This is a genomic window from Pseudophaeobacter sp. (assembly GCF_048267565.1).
Taxonomy (GTDB): domain Bacteria; phylum Pseudomonadota; class Alphaproteobacteria; order Rhodobacterales; family Rhodobacteraceae; genus Pseudophaeobacter; species Pseudophaeobacter profundi.
On record NZ_JBLWXG010000001.1, the window covers coordinates 870630 to 889343 of the forward strand.

General features: G+C 57.6%; 15 protein-coding genes and 1 tRNA gene. 10 read left to right on the forward strand and 6 right to left on the reverse strand.

Annotation, left to right across the window (positions count from 1 at the left end):
* The first annotated feature begins 2 nt into the window (after positions 1-2).
* Positions 3-419 carry a hypothetical protein gene (locus tag ACN0VH_RS04120; RefSeq protein WP_417699598.1) on the forward strand — a complete coding sequence of 139 codons (417 nt, stop codon included), beginning with the start codon at positions 3-5 and terminating at the stop codon, positions 417-419.
* Here the strand turns inward: ACN0VH_RS04120 and ACN0VH_RS04125 are convergent.
* Together ACN0VH_RS04125 and ACN0VH_RS04130 are read right to left on the reverse strand one after the other, a co-directional pair.
* Positions 416-1825 (reverse strand): MATE family efflux transporter, encoded by a 1410-nt coding sequence (locus ACN0VH_RS04125; protein ID WP_278920882.1) that lies wholly within the window; start codon positions 1823-1825, stop codon positions 416-418. The genes ACN0VH_RS04120 and ACN0VH_RS04125 overlap by 4 nt on opposite strands.
* Before the next feature lie 78 nt (positions 1826-1903).
* A complete protein-coding gene (locus ACN0VH_RS04130) occupies positions 1904-2512 on the reverse strand; it encodes a carboxymuconolactone decarboxylase family protein (RefSeq protein WP_417699599.1) in 609 nt (202 codons plus the stop codon).
* Positions 2513-3025: 513 nt separating this feature from the next.
* On the opposite strand from ACN0VH_RS04130, the gene ACN0VH_RS04135 reads away from it, so the two are divergent.
* The 8 genes from ACN0VH_RS04135 to ACN0VH_RS04170 all read left to right on the forward strand — a co-directional run bounded on the left by ACN0VH_RS04135 (position 3026) and on the right by ACN0VH_RS04170 (position 12499).
* Positions 3026-4669, forward strand: a complete 1644-nt coding sequence (locus tag ACN0VH_RS04135) for a BCCT family transporter (protein WP_278920884.1) — start codon at positions 3026-3028, stop codon at positions 4667-4669.
* Between the two features lie 180 nt (positions 4670-4849).
* On the forward strand, positions 4850-5356 hold the full coding sequence (gene comD, locus ACN0VH_RS04140; RefSeq protein ID WP_278920885.1) for a sulfopyruvate decarboxylase subunit alpha: 507 nt from the start codon (positions 4850-4852) through the stop codon (positions 5354-5356).
* Positions 5353-5910, forward strand: a complete 558-nt coding sequence (gene comE, locus ACN0VH_RS04145) for a sulfopyruvate decarboxylase subunit beta (RefSeq protein ID WP_278920886.1) — start codon at positions 5353-5355, stop codon at positions 5908-5910. Before comD ends, comE begins: the two co-directional genes overlap by 4 nt.
* A 287-nt stretch (positions 5911-6197) precedes the next feature.
* Positions 6198-8984, forward strand: coding sequence for a bifunctional aconitate hydratase 2/2-methylisocitrate dehydratase (locus ACN0VH_RS04150; protein WP_278920887.1), 2787 nt, complete (start codon positions 6198-6200; stop codon positions 8982-8984).
* A gap of 144 nt (positions 8985-9128) precedes the next feature.
* Positions 9129-10289, forward strand: a complete 1161-nt coding sequence (locus ACN0VH_RS04155; RefSeq protein WP_278920888.1) for a fumarylacetoacetate hydrolase family protein — start codon at positions 9129-9131, stop codon at positions 10287-10289.
* Positions 10290-10777: 488 nt separating this feature from the next.
* Positions 10778-11209 carry a nucleoside diphosphate kinase regulator gene (gene rnk / locus ACN0VH_RS04160; protein ID WP_278920889.1) on the forward strand — a complete coding sequence of 144 codons (432 nt, stop codon included), beginning with the start codon at positions 10778-10780 and terminating at the stop codon, positions 11207-11209.
* Between the two features lie 244 nt (positions 11210-11453).
* Entirely contained in the window at positions 11454-12197 is a 744-nt protein-coding gene (locus tag ACN0VH_RS04165; RefSeq protein WP_417699603.1) for a pseudouridine synthase, read from the forward strand.
* A 56-nt stretch (positions 12198-12253) separates the two neighbouring features.
* A complete protein-coding gene (locus ACN0VH_RS04170) occupies positions 12254-12499 on the forward strand; it encodes a tyrosine-type recombinase/integrase (RefSeq protein WP_417699605.1) in 246 nt (81 codons plus the stop codon).
* 86 nt (positions 12500-12585) lie between these two features.
* On the opposite strand, the gene ACN0VH_RS04175 is transcribed toward ACN0VH_RS04170, so the two are convergent.
* Positions 12586-12660: transfer RNA gene (locus tag ACN0VH_RS04175), tRNA-Val, on the reverse strand.
* A gap of 143 nt (positions 12661-12803) precedes the next feature.
* Complete coding sequence (locus tag ACN0VH_RS04180; protein WP_417699607.1) at positions 12804-13259, reverse strand: Lrp/AsnC family transcriptional regulator; 456 nt, start codon at positions 13257-13259, stop codon at positions 12804-12806.
* Between the two features lie 132 nt (positions 13260-13391).
* Here ACN0VH_RS04180 and ACN0VH_RS04185 point away from each other — a divergent pair, with 132 nt between their 5' ends.
* Positions 13392-14444 (forward strand): Leu/Phe/Val dehydrogenase, encoded by a 1053-nt coding sequence (locus ACN0VH_RS04185; RefSeq protein ID WP_417699609.1) that lies wholly within the window; start codon positions 13392-13394, stop codon positions 14442-14444.
* 143 nt (positions 14445-14587) lie between these two features.
* Here the strand turns inward: ACN0VH_RS04185 and lon are convergent, their stop codons facing one another.
* Both lon and tgt read right to left on the reverse strand, forming a co-directional pair.
* A complete protein-coding gene (gene lon, locus ACN0VH_RS04190) occupies positions 14588-17002 on the reverse strand; it encodes an endopeptidase La (RefSeq protein WP_278920893.1) in 2415 nt (804 codons plus the stop codon).
* A 464-nt stretch (positions 17003-17466) separates the two neighbouring features.
* A complete protein-coding gene (gene tgt / locus ACN0VH_RS04195) occupies positions 17467-18597 on the reverse strand; it encodes a tRNA guanosine(34) transglycosylase Tgt (protein ID WP_417699611.1) in 1131 nt (376 codons plus the stop codon).
* Between the last annotated feature and the right edge of the window lie 117 nt (positions 18598-18714).

The following is an 18714-nucleotide window of genomic DNA, read 5'->3' on the forward strand; positions in this document are numbered from 1 at the left end:
CGATGGCTGCATCGCTGCCCGAGTATTTCTTTCGCATCCGTGAAAACGGTGCTTTTGTGTTTCGGGTTGATACCGAAAACCGGCAGCGGCGCATCGATATGGATCAGATCGCGGCGGTGAACATCCGCAACGGAGAGATCAAACCGCATGGTGGCCGGGCCCTGTCAGACCAGGACCTGGCGGCGATCAAATCCTGGATGACTGAGCGCAGCGCCGTGCTGGCCGCCCGCGACATCGACGATATCAAACGGGCGGTGGATCACCTGAGCCTCACCGCCCATTGGGCCCAGACCAAGGCCAGCCCCGACCAGCTGGAGGCTGTGACCGATGATCTGCTGCTGGCGATGCACGATCTGCGCAGCGTGCTGGTACGCAAGAAGGCGGATCGACTAATGAAACAGGCCCCAAAAGGCGACTAGATGGCGGCGCTCGGCCTGCGGGCCTGTTTGCCTGTCTGCTTGATGGTATGGCGCCAGAACCGCAGCATCAGGAACACCCCGGCAAAGCTGAGCCCCAGCACCAGCCCCGACCAGACCCCGATACCGCCCCAGCCAAAGGTAAAGCCAAAGAGATACGAGGCCGGAACCCCAATCGCCCAGTAGCTGAACGCCGCAATCAGCATCGGCCAATTGGTATCCTGTACGCCGCGCAACAGGCCCAGGGCAACAACCTGCATCCCATCGGTCAGCTGGAACAGCGCCGCCATCGCCAGCAGCCCGGCCCCCACCAGCAGGATTTCAGGCTTGTTGGGATCCTCTGCATCAAGAAACAGCGAAATCAACTGATCCGGCAGCAGCAGAAAGACAGCCATGCCAACAAAGGACATGACCAACGACATCACAATCACCACCCGCGCCCCAAGGGCCATGTGCTCTCGGTCGCCGCGCCCATAGGCATTGCCAGCCCGGATCGTCGCCGCGTTGCTTAGCCCCAGATGTACCATGAAGGTCAGCCCCGCCAGGGTGACCGCCACCCCATGCGCCGCCAGCGGAATGGTCCCAAGCCAGCCCATCATCATCGCCGAGGCGGCAAAGAGGCTGACTTCGCTCAGGTTGGTCAGGCCAATCGGCATGCCCAGCTTGAAGACGCGCGCGAACATCTCCCAATCGGGGCGATGAAAATTCTTCAGGATTTCCTGTTCCGGCAATACCCAAAGCGCATAGGCGCCAACCGCCAGCAAAGATACCGTCTGCGTGGTGATAGAGGCATAGGCCGCACCGGCGATGCCCAGCTCGGGCGCACCCCAGTTGCCGAAGATCAGCGCATAGTTCACCAGGCCGTTGACCACGGCGGCAAGAATAGTGATCCACAACACGATCTGCGTGCGCTCCAGCGCCGCCAGATAGGATTTGAACACCATGACCAGCAGCGCAGGAAACAGCCCCCACCCCGCCAGTTGCAGATAGGTCGCGGCCGGGCCAGCCACCTCTGGGGGTTGGCCCAGGGTCAGCAAAATGATCTCGGAAAACAGCAAGAGCGGCATCGCCGCCACGCCATAGAGCAGCGACAGCCACAGCCCCATTCGGGTCGCACGGCGAATCTGGCGCTCTTCGCCTGCCCCGGCAGCCGCTGCCACCAGCGGCATCACCGCGATGGCGAATCCCGCGCCCATCAGGAAAAACACAAAGAAGTAGGACCCCGCCAGCGTCACCGCGGCCAGCGCCGCGGCGCCATACCACCCCAACATGACAGAATCCGTCATGCCAATGGCAAATTGCGCCACATGGCCGCCTACCAACGGCAGGCCAAGCACAGAAAGCGCGCGCACATGGCCGCCTGTGTTCATCTTCGGGGTGGATTTAGGGGGCGTCAATTGATCTGTCATGCAGCAGTCTTAGCAGGTACTGCGCCCCCGGCAAGCGCCGTCAGACAGCCACTTTGCCCGCACCGCCCCTGGCCGTGATTATTTATGTCCCCAGTCATCAGGATTGTCGGAATTACTTGGGCTCAACCCCAGCTCATCCCCCTTGGTCGAACAGCCAAGCCCCAGAACCGTACGGTTGGCATAGGCAAAATAGGCACTGACCTGGTTGATCTCCAGGATCTCTCCATCATCATAGCCAACTGCGCGCAGCGCCTCGACATCGCTTTCGACTATGGAGGCGGGGGCATCAGTCAATTTGCGCGCATAGAGCAACGCCGCCTGCTGCGCCGCATCCAGCGGAGCCTGCGCCGGACTGCGCGCTTCAATCGCGGCGCGAATGGCCAGGCCGCGCTCCTCATCCCTTAGCAGACGCTGCAATCCCGAAAAATGGTGTTCAACGCAATAGCCGCAATTGTTCAGCGACGAGACCCAGACACCTAGAACCTCCAGGAACCATTTGGGAATTTTGTTGCCGCTATGGTGCAGCACGTTCTTGTAAAGCGCCATATGCCCTTCCATCGAATGCGGCCGCAGGGAATGCGCCATCATGATGTTGTCGACATTGTTCCCCGGCCCGGTCACCCGTTGATAGAGTGTCTTCAGTTTGCCGGTCGCCTCTTCGAATGGAACTGTCTTGATCCAGGCCATGGTGCTCTCCTCGCTAAATTTGTCACCAGAAGATAGGGCCACAAAGAAAATAAAAACAACTTCTTAAATCAGTTCATTTCAGCGCACGATTGATCCCGATACGGTGTATTGGCCGGGCAAGAGGGCACCACATCCCCAAGCTGTGCAAAACCTTCAGCGGCGGCATCATCCCCTGCCTGTACGCCCCCGACTGCCACCTGACAATTTCACGGTTTCGACGTCGTCCCCAGGCAACAGGGCCTGCTGCAACAGACCGCGAAACACGGTCGATTACATGCGCCCCGCCGCACGCCTTTCATATTCGTGCAAAGACACATATAGGACCGCCCACACTAGGCGGCGATGCCAGTAGCCCGGGCTGATCCCGGGCGCGCACCGCCCTGCTGGCGCGATTGCGCACAAAACGGTCGCAAGGCGGCGTGTTGCCACGCCTGCCAAATGCGTCTGTCTCTCAAGGCCCTACCCTGCGCGGACGAGGCCCAATTATGAACACTCTCAAAGAGGAGGCACCTGATGTCTGACGACACACCCGAACATGGTATCCCCGCGCCAGAAGGCGTAGCGGATGTCATTGCGACGGACTACGAAATAGGGCAGCACAATGTAGACGGCTCTCTTGGTCCGTTTGGCTATGACATTCACAATCCGGTTTTTGCCATTTCCGGCGCCGCCATTTTGGCCTTTGTCTTCTTCACCCTGGCACTGCCTGAAGAGGCTGAGCAAATCTTCAAAAGCATGTTCAACTTCACCACCAAGAACTTTGACTGGTTCCTGATCGGAGCTGCCGATCTGGTGGTCCTCTTTGCCTTGTGCCTGATCGTCTCTCCCTATGGTAGCGTTCGCCTTGGCGGGTCTAGCGCGCAACCAGACTACACCTATATTGGCTGGTTCTCGATGCTGTTTGCCGCCGGCATGGGCATCGGGCTGATGTTTTATGGGGTTTCCGAACCGCTTTCCCACTTTTCCTCCTCCTTCGGTGGGACCGCAGGCGAAGCAGGCGCACGCACAGACTGGGCGCCGCTTTCCGGGGCGCAGGATGATCGGCAAGAGTCAATCCGCCTGGGCATGGCGGCCACGATCTATCACTGGGGCCTGCACCCCTGGGCGATCTATGCGGTTCTCGGCTTGGCGCTGGCCCTGTTTAGCTACAACAAAGGCCTGCCACTAACGATCCGCTCTGCCTTCTATCCAGTCTTTGGTGAACGGATCTGGGGTTGGCCGGGGCATGTCATCGACATTCTGGCCGTTTTTGCCACATTGTTTGGTCTGGCGACCTCTTTGGGATTTGGTGCAAAACAGGCCAGCGCAGGGCTGAACGAGCTGTTTGGCATACCGATGGGCAGCACAACAGAGGTGGTGCTGGTCACCGGCATTACCGCTATTGCCTTGGTCTCGGTGCTGCGCGGGTTGGATGGCGGGGTCAAGGTCCTGTCTGAAATCAACATGGGGCTGGCAGGTTTATTGGCCCTGTTTACACTGGTGGTAGGGCCTACCGCATTCCTGTTTACATTCTTCTGGGACAGCCTCACGGCCTATGTTGAATACCTACCTGCCCTTGCCAATCCATTTGCACGCGAGGACGTGAACTTTAGCCAAGGCTGGACCTCTTTCTATTGGGCCTGGTGGATCAGCTGGTCACCTTTTGTCGGCATGTTCATCGCCCGTGTCAGCCGCGGTCGGACAGTACGCGAATTCATCGTCTGTGTTTTGCTGATCCCATCGCTGGTCTGCGTCGCCTGGATGTCGATCTTTGGTGGCAACGCCATCTATCAGGTGATCACCGATAACTTCACCGGAGCGCAGAGCGCAGAACTGCCGCGCCAACTGTTCCAGATGCTCGGAGAGCTGCCCCTGTCGTCTGTGACCTCGTTCATCGGCATTGTTCTGGTGATTGTCTTCTTCGTCACCTCCTCGGACTCTGGCTCACTGGTGATTGATACCATCACAGCCGGGGGCAAGGTTCACGCCCCGGTGCCACAGCGCGTGTGCTGGTGCATCTTTGAAGGCGCGGTTGCCGTTGCCTTGCTGCTGGGCGGAGGGCTTGCAGCCCTGCAATCCATGGTGATTTCCACCGGCCTGCTGTTCACTGTGGTGCTGCTGGTCATGTGCTATTGCATCTTACGCGGGCTGCGCGATGAGCACGCCGAAAATCAATAGGTACAGGCCTTAGTCAACAACAGGGGGCGGATGCTTGGCTGCAAGTATCCGCCCTTTTTCTATTCAGCAGCCCCGCTGCCAGGCCAATGCCCACAAGGCAGCTGTTGCCAGCTTGGTGGTGTGCAGTGCATATTCGCCGCAGCCCCGCCTGTTAGATCTCCGGCAAAAAGGCCCGCACCTATGAATATAGACAAACGGATCGCCGATGATCTGGTCGCCAATGATATCTCTTTTGTAACCACCGTGCCCTGCAAACAGCTGGCCGGAGTGATCAAGGAAATCGACCAGCGCGATGATATTTTTCATATCCCAGCCAACAAGGAAGACGAAGGCATGGGCCTGTGTGCGGGCGCCTGGATGGGTGGCAAGCGCCCGGCGATCATCATGCAGAACACCGCCATCGGCGTGACCATAAACACCCTGGCCACCCTGATACAATACTACCGGATGCCGCTGCCCATGCTGATTTCCTATCGCGGTGAACTGCGCGAACCTGTCGCCTGTCAGGTGGAAATGGCGCTGCACACCAAGGCGCTCTTGGCGCAGCTCAATATCCCCACCTATCACTTTCACCAGCAAAGCGACGTGGCAGAGTTCGACACGATCCTGAAATACACCTTCATGTGCAACAAACCCGTGGCAATCCTGACGGATGCCACCTTCTGGGGAGGCTATGGCGATCAATGATCCGGTCTGAAATCCTAACCGAAATCGCACCCATTTTGCGCGACCAGCTGGTGGTCTGCAATATCGGTATCCCCAGTCAGGAACTGCACGCAATCGACGACCAACCAAGCAATTTCTACATGCTTGGCACCATGGGGCTTGCCTCGTCCATTGGTCTGGGCCTGGCGCTGGCGCAACCCAAACCCGTCATCGTGATCGACGGCGATGGCTCGGTGCTGACCAATCTTGGTACCCTGCCCACCATCGGCAACAATGCCCCGGCAAACTACATCCTGATGATCATCGACAATGGCTCATATGGTTCTACCGGGGATCAACCGACCTATACCGGCAAGAAAACCAGCCTGGCAGGCATGGCGCGGGCGGCAGGCTGTGACAACGTGGTTGAGGTGCGCGATCGCCACACAGGCCCGGCGCTCCAACAAGCGCTGGCAGCGCAGCAGGCCACCGTCCTGGTGGTCAAATGTGACAGCGGCAATGCCAAGATGCCGGTGATCACCATGGATCCGGTGGAAATCCGCACCCGTTTCATGCAGGCAGTCGCCCACCGCTGACCACGCGGCAGCGCGGGAACAAATGCCGTAGAAACACCCTGCGGCATTTGTTGCCACCACGGCAAAATCATGCTTAGTCGCGCAGGAAACTTGATGCTGTAACGGCACCTGCATGCTCTGGCTTGGGACAGCACCAATCCCGCGCCGCAGCCGGGCCGATATTGGGCATCTTGCAAAGCAGAACTAAAAAGTATACCACCGCATACAACCAGCTTGTTTCGACTCGCCAGACCTTTCTGACACCCGTCATTCAAGCTATGCGCAACACTCATCGGCGGGACAATAGCATGACCTTGTACACGGACTATCTAGCAGAAATCGAAACACGCAAAGCCCAGGACCTGCACCCAAAGCCCATTGATGACGGCGCGCTTGTGGCAGAGCTGATTACACAGATCAAAGATCCGGCAAACCCCCACCGTGAGGACAGCCTTAAATTCTTTATTTACAACACCCTGCCCGGCACCACTAGCGCTGCCGACAAGAAGGCAAAGTTTCTGAAAGACATCATTCTGGGCGCGGCTGAAGTGGCCGAAATCACCCCTGATTTTGCCTTTGAACTGCTGTCCCACATGAAAGGCGGCCCCTCGGTCGAGGTGCTATTGGATCTGGCACTGGGCACTGATGCAGCCATCGCGCAGCAGGCCGCCGCAGTGCTGAAGACGCAGTTCTTCCTTTATGAGGCCGATACCGATCGGCTGGCCGCCGCGCTGGCTGATGGCAATGCGGTCGCCCGTGACATTCTTGAAAGCTATGCCAAGGCAGAGTTTTTTACCACGCTTCCCGAGATCGAGGAAGAAATCAAAGTTGTCACATATATCGCCGGCGAAGGTGATATTTCCACCGACCTGCTGTCTCCCGGCAACCAGGCGCATTCGCGTTCTGATCGCGAGCTGCATGGCAAGTGCATGATCACGCCAGAGGCCCAGGCCGAAATCGAAGCCCTGAAGGCTGCCCATCCCGATGCCCGCGTGATGCTGATCGCAGAAAAAGGTACCATGGGCGTTGGGTCTTCGCGCATGTCCGGTGTCAACAACGTTGCCCTCTGGACCGGTAAGCCCGCCAGCCCCTATGTGCCATTCGTGAACTATGCCCCCATCGTGGCCGGGACAAACGGCATTTCACCGATCTTCCTGACCACCGTCGGCGTGACCGGCGGCATTGGTATCGACCTGAAGAACTGGGTCAAGAAACTGGACGCAGATGGTAAACCCGTACTGGATGCCAATGGCGACCCGGTGCTGGAACAGAGCTATTCGGTTGAAACCGGCAAGGTGCTGACCATCAACACCAAGACCAAGAAGCTCTATGAAGGCGACAAAGAGCTGGTGGATATCTCCGCCTCGCTGACGCCACAAAAGGCCGAATTCATCAAGGCCGGCGGTTCCTACGCTGTGGTCTTTGGCAAAAAACTACAAACATTTGCCGCCGAGGCCCTGGGCCAGGAGCTGAAATCCGCCTTTGCCCCCTCGAAAGAGATTTCGCATGAAGGCCAGGGCCTGACCGCAGTTGAAAAGATCTTCAACAAAAACGCTCGTGGGCTGACGTCGGATGCGCCACTGCATGCCGGGTCAGATGTACGCGTCAAGGTCAATATCGTGGGGTCACAAGACACCACCGGCCTGATGACCTCACAAGAACTGGAAGCCATGGCCGCGACGGTGATCTCTCCGTCGGTGGATGGCGCCTATCAGTCGGGCTGTCACACCGCGTCGGTCTGGGATCTCAAGGCCCAGGCGAACATCCCCAAGCTGATGAGCTTTATGAACAAATTCGGCCTGATCACTGCACGTGATCCCAAGGGCGAATACCATGCCATGACAGATGTGATCCACAAGGTGCTGAACGACATCACCGTGGATGACTGGGCCATCATCATCGGCGGCGACAGCCACACCCGTATGTCCAAGGGCGTCGCCTTTGGCGCCGACTCCGGCACCGTTGCCCTGGCTCTGGCCACCGGCGAGGCCACAATGCCGATCCCTGAATCCGTCAAGGTGACCTTCAAGGGCACCATGAAAGATCACATGGATTTCCGCGATGTGGTACATGCCACCCAGGCGCAGATGCTCAAGCAGTTTGGCGATAACGTCTTCCAGGGCCGCATCATCGAGGTGCACATCGGAACGCTGCTGGCAGACCAGGCATTTACCTTCACCGACTGGACAGCGGAAATGAAGGCCAAGGCCTCTATCTGCATTTCGCAAGACGAGACGCTGATCGGATCGCTTGAGATCGCAAAAAGCCGGATCCAGATCATGATCGACAAGGGTATGGACAATGCAGCTGGCACCCTGCAGGGGCTGATCGACATTGCAGACAAACGGATTGGCGAGATCAAATCCGGTGAAAAGCCCGCCCTGACCCCCGATGACAACGCCAAGTATTTTGCCGAAGTCGTGGTGGATCTGGACGAAGTGGTCGAACCGATGATCGCTGACCCGGATGTAAACAACGCCGATGTGTCAAAGCGCTATACCCACGACACCATCCGCCCTGTTTCCTACTACGGCGGCAACAAAAAGGTGGATCTTGGCTTTGTTGGCTCCTGCATGGTGCACAAGGGTGATATCAAGATTGTGGCGCAGATGCTCAAGAACCTGGAAAAGGCAGAAGGCAAAGTCACCTTCAACGCGCCTCTGGTTGTTGCAGCCCCGACCTACAACATCGTGGATGAGCTGAAGGCAGAAGGCGATTGGGAAATTCTGCAAAAGTACTCTGGCTTTGAATTCGACGATTTCATGCCCAAGAACAACGCCCGGACCGAGTATGAGAACATTCTCTATCTCGAACGCCCCGGCTGTAACCTCTGCATGGGCAACCAGGAAAAAGCGGCCAAGGGTGATACCGTTCTGGCCACCTCGACGCGGCTGTTCCAGGGCCGAGTGGTAGAAGATGCCGCCGAAAAGAAAGGCGAAAGCCTGCTGGCCTCGACCCCGGTTGTTGTGCTGGCGGCCATTCTGGGCCGCACACCAACAATTGACGAATACAAGGCCGCCGTTGAAGGCATTGACCTGACCAAGTTTGCACCACCTCTGGCGATCCCATCCGCCACAAACTCGGCCCACTTCTAAGGCGCGCTTCGCCTAACACACGGCCGATACGGCAAGATCTGAACAGGGCGCAATGATGATCATTGCGCCCTTTTTCTTGGTTAAACAACTCTAGGATGCTAGGCAGGACACCAAAGCGACAAAACCACATTGAAAGCAATGCAAATGCCCCCTTTGGAATTCGGACTGGACCCAAGCGGCCTTTACCTTGGTCGCCTCTGGCGGCCCGGCATTGGACCCTGCCTTGTCACCCTGCGTGAAAAAGAGGTCTGGGATATCACCAGTCCGGCAGCAGCGACGCTCTCGGCGCTGCTGGAAGCAGAGGATATTGCCGCCTATGTCAACGGCGTGAAAGGCACGCGTGTCTGCACCCTGGCAGAGCTGGAGCACAGTACCTGCGCCCGGAACGCGCCGCAGGATCGGCTGCGCCTTCTGGCCCCCTGCGACCTACAGGCGGTCAAGGCTGCCGGCGTCACCTTTGCAAGATCCATGATCGAACGGGTGATCGAGGAACGCGCCGCAGGCGATGCCACCCGCGCCAGTGAAATCCGCACCCAGGTTGCTGATCTTATTGGCGGCTCTCTGAAAGACATCACCCCCGGATCCGAAGCCGCCGCCCGGGTCAAAGCCCTGCTGGAGGCTGAAAACCTATGGTCACAGTATCTGGAGGTAGGGATCGGCCCCGACGCCGAGGTCTTTACCAAGGCGCAGCCGCTTTCTGCTGTCGGCACTGGCGCCGAGATCGGCCTGCATCCTGACTCTGGTTGGAACAACCCCGAACCAGAGATTGTCCTGGCGGTTTCGTCCAATGGCAGGATCTGCGGTGCGACGCTGGGCAATGACGTGAACCTGCGTGATGTCGAGGGGCGATCGGCGCTATTGCTGGGCAAGGCAAAGGACAACAATGCCTCTGCCGCGATCGGCCCTTTCATCCGAATATTTGATCAGGATTTTGACCTGACTGACATCAAACAGGCCGAAATCCTGTTACGGATCAAGGGCGCCGAAGATGGCTTTAGCCTGGAAGAAAGCTGCGCCATGCGCGAAATCAGCCGCCAGCCCGAAAGCATCGTTGCCCAAACCCTGGGGCCGCATCACCAGTATCCAGACGGCCTGATGCTCTATCTGGGTAGCATGTTCGCGCCGATCCAGGACCGCGATGAACCTGGCCAGGGGTTCACCCATAAACTGGGCGATCAGGTAACCATCTCAACCCCGCTGCTCGGAACGCTGTGCAATCGGATCAATCTCTCGAACAAATGCCCCGCCTGGAGCTTTGGCACGGGGGCACTGATGAAAAACCTGGCCAAGCGGCAGCTGCTTTAGCCTGCTGCGGCCCTGTTTCCCACCCGCACCGAACAGCCGCATGTGTCCATTCGTTCGCCTCGTCATGGACCAGCAGATAGGCCGGGTGATCTGTCAGCGCGTCCAGGTCTTGCCCAATGCGGTTAATGGGCCCTAAATGCCACAAAAACATTGCGCACTCTAATTTTTGTTATCGAGATTGACTATCGAGCAGGTCATGCCTAGCTCTATAGACATGATGGTGTATGCAAATCATTGCCGGTTCCCTTTGCTAAACCGCCCCCTTCCCCGGGCGGCTTAGGCGCGTTCGCGTCTGCCTAACCTTCCGGGGTATTCCTACAGTCCTGAAACGTGGATCTAGCGAGACTATCGCTGGTGGATAGATGACGTTCAGCGTCGAACCTTTCCCACATTGCGACCACCGACGGGCCTATTCTCACAGGGTCGCGCGTTGTTCAAATCCTTGCGACCATTCCGGCACCATTGCTTCCTCTGAAGGAACTCCTCCTATGTTGACCTCGACAGAAACCACCCAAAAACGATCCAAGCGCAAACCTAAAATTGTGATCAGCACAGATGATCTGGCCCACCTCGAAGGGCTGGCTGACGGCATGATGCGACGTCAGCCTGCACTGGCAGACCGGCTACTGGAAGAGCTGGGCCGCGCCCGTATCGTGGCCCCCGCCAGATTGCGGGACAATATTGTGACGATGGGCAGCAACGTAACCTATCGGGACGAAGTATCCGGACACGAAAAAACCGTAACGATCGTCTATCCTGAAGAGGCCGATATCACGAACCTTTGTGTTTCGGTCATGACGCCCATCGGTATCGCGCTCCTGGGGCTGTCTGAAGGGAGCAGCTTCTACTGGGACACGCGAGATGATCAGCGGCGGACGTTGACGGTCCTTGAGGTGAGACAACCTCAGCCAAACACGTGAGACTGAAATCTCCGATCAAACTGGTGATTACCTTCCTCAGGCATGACCAATCCAGAGCCATTTAGATAGCGCCTGAAGCCGTCAGCCTGGGGGGGGCGCCGGTCCACCGACGAGGGCGCGCCCTTCTCGTGTGGTGCCAGGTCCTGTCTCAGCGGTGAATGCAGATGGCCCAAGAGATGATCCAAAAATCTCAAACCGTCACTCTGCAGTCCAAGTCTTAGACTTCCAATTAGGAGCCAAGTTAATGGCTAGGGTTCCAACCTCACGCATCGACAAGCTGCTGTCCTCTATGGGCTACGGCTCGCGCAAAGAAATCGCACGCATAGCCAAGGCCGGCGGCATTATTCTAGACGCAGCCTCACTCTTGGACGTTACCCAACGTATTGCTGTCACTCCGGATTTGCCAGCGCGCATGACGATATGCGGCGAGGCTCTCGATCCTCTCGCGCACATGGTTATCCTATTAAACAAACCTATAGGCATGACCTGCTCGCATAAGAATGACGGAGCATTGGTGTATGATATCCTCCCCAAGCGCTGGAGGTCGCGCACTCCTGCGATCTCAACTGTCGGTCGTTTGGACAAACAAACCTCTGGCCTTTTGTTGCTAACGGATGATGGTGATCTGTTGCACCAAGTCATCAGCCCCAAGCGCTTCGTGAAGAAAACTTATCGGGTCAATCTGGCCCGCCCACTCAATGGCACCGAAGGCGATCTGTTTGCCTCTGGGGGCCTGATGTTGGACAGTGAAACCAAGCCATTAGCGCCCGCTGAATTGGAAGTGGTTTCGACAACCGAAGCCTTGCTCAGTATAACCGAGGGCCGATACCACCAAGTGCGCCGCATGTTTGCTGCCACCGGCAACCACGTCGTGGGACTGCACCGCGAGCGCCTAGGCGACCTAACACTCCCTGATGGCTTGGCACCTCGGGAATGGCGGCTCCTTACTGGAGAAGAGATTGCCCTGATTTTCAATAGAGGGGATTGACCAGAAAGAGCCGCTAATAACGGCTTACAGCCCAAAGCGGCCCCACGGACGCTCCAGTGGCTGCGTCTACAGGAAAGGCGGCATGCGAGAGGGCCAGACTGGAAAACGTAACAGTCCACACGATCCGCCATTCCAGTGCTGTGGCCATGGTTTCAAATGGAGTTACGCTGGAAAAGGTTGCCCAATACCTCGCGCACTCCAACGTGGCGATCACCTGTCAAACCTATGCCAGATTTGCACCGGATCACCTGCAAGATGCTGCAGAAATTCTGGATTTCACCCAAGTACGACAAGTCAGATGATATCGAGTTAGGTTCAGAGAACCAAGGAACACTTTGTATAAATGACCCACATCCCCGCAGGGAACCATAATTTAAAGGTGGCTGGATGGTGGGTGATAAGAGATTTGAACTCCTGACATCTTCGATGTGAACGAAGCGCTCTACCACTGAGCTAATCACCCTCAAGGCCGGGTATTACCCTTAGCCCAGAGCTGGCGCAAGAGGGCGGTGGAAAGAAATCGCTGCCGCATTTCACTTTCTTTGGTGGTTTCCTGGGCCTGGCTGTCGCCCCCGCACATGCAGATGCGACCCGGCTTTCAGCGCCCTAGAACTGCGGCAGGGCATTGCGGGCAATCATCGTACGCAGGGTAAAGCTGGATCGCGTATTGCGAATACCTGACACCCGCATCAGCCGGGTTTCAAGGAAGCGATCAAAATCGGTGAGATCCTGCGCCACCACCCGCAACAAGATATCGCGGGTGCCAGTCATCAGGTAGCATTCCATCACCTGGTCAAACTTGCTCACCGCGCGCTCAAAACTCTGCAGGGCATCGGTAGACTGGCTCTCTAGTTCAACCGCCACAAAGATTGTGACAGGCAGGCCAAGCTTGGCCTGATCCACCCGGGCCGAATAGCCGCAGATCACCCCGGCCTGTTCAAGCAGGGCCACACGGCGCGCGCAGGGCGTTGGCGACAGTCCAATCCGCTCTGACAGCTCGGCCATCTTGATCCGCCCATCGGTCTGCAATATCGCGACGATCTTGCGATCCATAGCGTCCATAGTGATTTCCCCCAAGATTACCTCCGCGAGTAGAGAATAGCACCAACCACGAACACTCAAACAGTCATATTTAGGGAAAAACACCAGCCCCTGCAGGCTAGAATAATGCGTCCCCCAGCAGGAGCCAGATACATGACAATCACCGCCCTCCCCTCAACAACACATGAAGAGATCTATCGCGTCGAAGAGCCCACCCTTGGGTTGGTCGGGTTTATTGCCTTGCATTCCACCCAGCTGGGGCCTGCGGCGGGCGGCCTGCGGATGCGCCCCTATGCGAGCGAAGCCGAAGCCCTGCTTGATGTGCAGCGGCTAAGCGAGGGCATGACCTACAAGAACGCCGCTGCGGGCCTGGCGCTTGGTGGCGGCAAAGCGGTTATCATTGGCGATCCGGCGACCGACAAGACGCCCGCCCTGCTGCGGGCCTTTGCCCGCGCCATTCATAGCCTTGACGGACGCTATTACACCGCCGAAGACATGGGCATGAGCCCTGCCGACATGGCTATTCTGGCGGAAGAAACCCCCTATGTTGCCGGTTTGGCCGAGGGAGACTTTGCCAGTGGCGACCCTTCTCCGATCACCGCACGCGGTATTTTCAATGCCATTTGCACCAGTCAGGCGCATATCAGCGGCAGCAAGGATCTCTCGGCGTTGACGATCGCGGTGCAGGGGCTGGGCCATGTCGGCTGGAGCCTGTGCGGGCTGTTGACGCAGGCCGGGGCAAGTCTGGTGGTAACGGATGTGAACCAGGACCAACTGAACAAGGCCCAAAAGGTCTTTGGTGCCAAGACCGTCGCCCCCGATGAAATTTACAGCGTCGAGGCCGATATCTTTGCCCCCTGCGCCATTGGCGGCATTCTGAATGCCAAAACCATTCCGCAGCTGAAAGTTGCGATCGTCTGTGGTGGGGCCAACAACCAACTGGCCAGCCCGGCCGATGCTGTGGCCCTGCATGAAGCCGGTATTCTCTATGCGCCGGACTTTGTCACCAACGGCGGCGGCATCATCAACGTCGCTACCGAAATCGAACAGATCAGTGACCGGGACACCTTTGTCACGGAAAAACTGCGGGCACTGGATGTCACGCTGGAAACCATCCTGGCCCAGGCCAAGGCGACGGATCAAAGCCCCGATGCGGTGGCAATTAGCACCGTCCAGGCCCATATGGCCGCACAGAGCGCCGCCTGATCCGCGCGCGCCAGAAACGCGGTAGCAGCAAGATCGCAACAAAAAAGGGCGACCCTGACGGGCCGCCCTTTCTGTTTGTGTCTTGCGACGCACGCCTGCCCAATTGGCCCCTCGCGCATCTGCGATTGATTGGCACCCCCGCCCTAGTGAGCCGGCGCGCCTGATCTACGACCTTCGGTTTCCAGCGCCGCCTTGGCAGCGGCCGCTTCTTCCTCTGCGGCCTCGTCCCATTCAATGGCTTCAGGTTGGCGCACCAAAGCGTATTTCAGAACCTCGGAAACATGGCTGACCGGGATGATTTCCAGCCCTTCCTTCACGTTGTCCGGGATCTCTGGCAGATCCTTGGCGTTTTCCTGCGGGATCAACACGGTCTTGATACCACCGCGCAGCGCCGCCAATAGTTTCTCCTTGAGACCACCAATCGCCAGCGCATTGCCACGCAGGGTGACTTCGCCAGTCATCGCGATATCCTTGCGCACCGGAATCTTTGTCAGCACCGAAACAATCGAGGTCACCATGGCCAAACCTGCGGAAGGACCATCCTTGGGGGTGGCGCCCTCCGGCACGTGGACGTGAATGTCCCATTTATCGAACTTCGGCGGCTTAATCCCAATCTGGGGCGAGATAGAGCGCACGTAGCTCGACGCCGCTTCAATCGACTCTTTCATCACGTCGCCCAGCTTGCCGGTGGTCTTCATCCGACCTTTGCCCGGCAGGCGCAGCGCTTCGATCGACAAGAGTTCACCGCCAACAGAAGTATAGGCAAGCCCGGTGACAACACCGATCTGATCTTCTTTTTCTGCCAGCCCGTAGCGGTATTTCGCGACGCCAAGGAATTCATCAAGATTTTCAGAGGTAACCTTGACGCTCTCGACCTCTTTTTTGACGATCTTAGTCAATGACTTACGGGCGACCTTTGCGATTTCACGCTCAAGGTTCCGCACCCCGGCTTCGCGGGTGTAAACCCGGATGATATCGTTCAGGGCTTCGTCTGTCAGCTCAAACTCCTTGGCCTTGAGACCATGGTTTTTCACCTGTTTCGAGATCAGATGCTGCTTGGCAATTTCGCGCTTTTCGTCCTCAGTATAGCCAGACAGCGGAATGATTTCCATCCGGTCCAGCAGTGGCCCAGGCATGTTGTAGCTGTTCGAGGTGGTCAGGAACATCACATTCGAGAGGTCATATTCGACCTCAAGATAGTGATCCACAAAGGTGGCGTTCTGTTCCGGATCAAGCACTTCCAGCATGGCGCTGGCCGGATCACCCCGGAAATCCTGCCCCATCTTGTCGATTTCATCGAGAAGGATCAGAGGATTCGTTGTCTTGGCCTTTTTCAGCGCCTGAATGATCTTGCCAGGCATCGAGCCAATATAGGTCCGGCGGTGACCGCGAATTTCGGACTCGTCGCGCACGCCACCCAAGGAAATGCGAATGAATTCACGCCCAGTTGCCTTGGCCACCGATTTGCCAAGCGAGGTTTTACCCACACCAGGGGGGCCAACAAGGCAGAGGATCGGGCCTTTCAGCTTGGCCGAACGCTGCTGCACCGCGAGGTATTCAACAATGCGTTCTTTGACCTTTTCCAGACCATAGTGATCCTCATCAAGGATTTTCTCAGCCCGACCCAGGTCTTTCTTGACGCGCGATTTCACGCCCCACGGGATTGCAAGAATCCAGTCAAGATAGTTGCGCACCACGGTAGCCTCGGCCGACATGGGCGACATGTTCTTCAGCTTCTTCAGCTCTGCATCGGCTTTTTCACGGGCCTCTTTCGACAGCTTGATAGCGGCGATCTTTTCTTCCAGTTCGGCAATTTCGCCAGCCCCTTCTTCGCCATCGCCCAGCTCCTTCTGAATGGCCTTCATTTGCTCATTCAAGTAGTATTCCCGCTGGGTCTTTTCCATCTGCGATTTGACACGGGTCTTGATCTTTTTCTCAACCTGAAGCACCGACATTTCGCCCTGCATCAGGCCGTATACCTTCTCCAGTCGTTCGCTGATCGAAAGGGTTTCCAACAGTTCCTGCTTGCGATCAACTTCGATCCCGAGATGACCTGCGACCAGATCCGCCAGTTTGGCGGGCTCTGCGGTTTCGCCGACCGCCGTAAGTGCCTCTTCGGGGATGTTCTTGCGCACCTTGGCGTAGCGCTCGAACTCATCGCCCACGGTTCGCACCAGTGCCTCAATGGTGGTGGCATCGCCGGGGATTTCGGTCAGATATTCGGCTCTGGCCTCAAAGTAGTTCTCGTTTTCCAGGAACTCGGTGATCTTGACCCGTGCGTGCCCCTCCACCAGCACCTTTACGGTGCCATCTGGAAGTTTCAGCAGTTGCAGCACATTCGCAAGAACGCCTGTCGGGTAGATGCCATCGGATTGCGGTTCGTCCTCGGCCGGGTCAATCTGGCTGGACAGCAGGATCTGCTTGTCATCGGCCATCACCTCTTCGAGGGCGCGCACAGATTTCTCCCGTCCGACAAACAGCGGCACAATCATATGTGGAAAAACCACAATATCGCGCAGCGGCAGTACAGGGTAGGAGGAATTAAGCGGCTCGTTCATACTTCGTCCTTTACTTAGCAAGTCCACCAGGCCCCATTATCGGCAGCCGCGGCAGTCTCCTCTTTGATGGTTATTATCTGGGAGAGCGGTTAACATTTTTCAACCACAGTGCCTGAAATTTGGGGTCCACATTGCCCGCAGCACCGCCGAACCACAAGAGCGCTTTTGGCAAATGCAGTGCAAATCACCGTATCAGGAACAGAGCCTGTTTTTCAGGCTCTGTTTGCGGGTACAAGCATCAGTAGTCGCACAGCTCAGCCGCGGCCGGGCCTGACCAAAGGTCGCCAAAGTTGACTGCGGACTCACCATTTGCTTGCCGAAGGCCGCCATGTTCTCGTCGGCAGGGCCATCTTGCAGATGGGTAAGTGCTGCGAAACCGGCCTGTTGCGCCACGCCCACCATGCATGCCCCGATCAAGGCCACGCCAGCCCCAGGGCCGCAAGAGCGCGCCCAAAGGCCAAACCTCAAAGCGGTGCGATATCGCCCTCAGCCCGTTTGGCGTGGAAATCCTGCTGCCAGGCATCAAAACTACCCGCCGCGATAGCACCGCGCATGCCCTCCATGATGTCCTGGAAATAGTGCAGGTTATGCCAGGTCAGCAGCATACCAGAGATCATCTCGTTGCTGCGGAACACATGGTGCAGATAGGCGCGGCTGTATTTGGAACAGGCCGGGCAGCTGCAATTCTCGTCCAGCGGACGCGGATCATCCGCATGGCGCGCGTTCTTGATGTTGACCACTCCGTGGCGGGTGAAGGCCTGACCAGTGCGCCCCGAACGAGAGGGCAGGACGCAGTCCATCATATCAATGCCGCGCGCCACCGCGCCCACGATATCGTCAGGCTTGCCAACGCCCATCAGATAGCGCGGCTTGTCCTGCGGCAGCATGTCGGGCGCATAGTCGAGACAGTCAAACATCGCCTCCTGCCCCTCGCCCACGGCAAGCCCCCCTACCGCGTAGCCATCAAAACCGATCTCTTTCAGCGCCTCGGCACTCTCTTCGCGCAGGTCCTGTTCCAGACCGCCCTGCATAATGCCGAACAGCGCATGACCTGGCCGATCCCCGAAGGCCTGTTTCGACCGCGCCGCCCAGCGCATCGACAACTGCATACTTTCGGCGATGCGGTCACGGGTGGCAGGCAGGGCTGGGCATTCGTCGAAACACATCACAATGTCAGACCCCAAGAGCTTTTGGATCTCCATCGAGCGTTCCGGCGTCAGTTCATGTTTGGAACCGTCGATATGGCTTTTGAAAGTCACCCCCTGTTCGGTCAGCTTGCGCAGCCCCGCCAGGGACATCACCTGAAAGCCACCGGAATCCGTCAAAATGGGCCGGTCCCAGTTCATGAACTTGTGCAAACCGCCCAGCCGATCAATCCGCTCGGCGGTGGGGCGCAGCATAAGATGATAGGTATTGCCCAGCAGGATATCAGCGCCCGTCTCGCGCACACTTTCCGGCATCATCGCCTTGACCGTGGCAGCAGTACCAACCGGCATAAAGGCCGGGGTGCGGATATCGCCACGCGGAGTTGAGATGACCCCGGCGCGGGCCTTGCCATCGCGGGCTTTCAAATCAAAGGTGATTTTTGGTGCCATTGTTTGCTATCCTTCGCCTGCCAAAGCCATTGCACTTGCCTGAGTGCACGCCTTTTGGCACGTCTCAAGCCGTCTTGCCAGCCCGCAAGGTACAGCTCATAAGATCCGGCAAGCCCC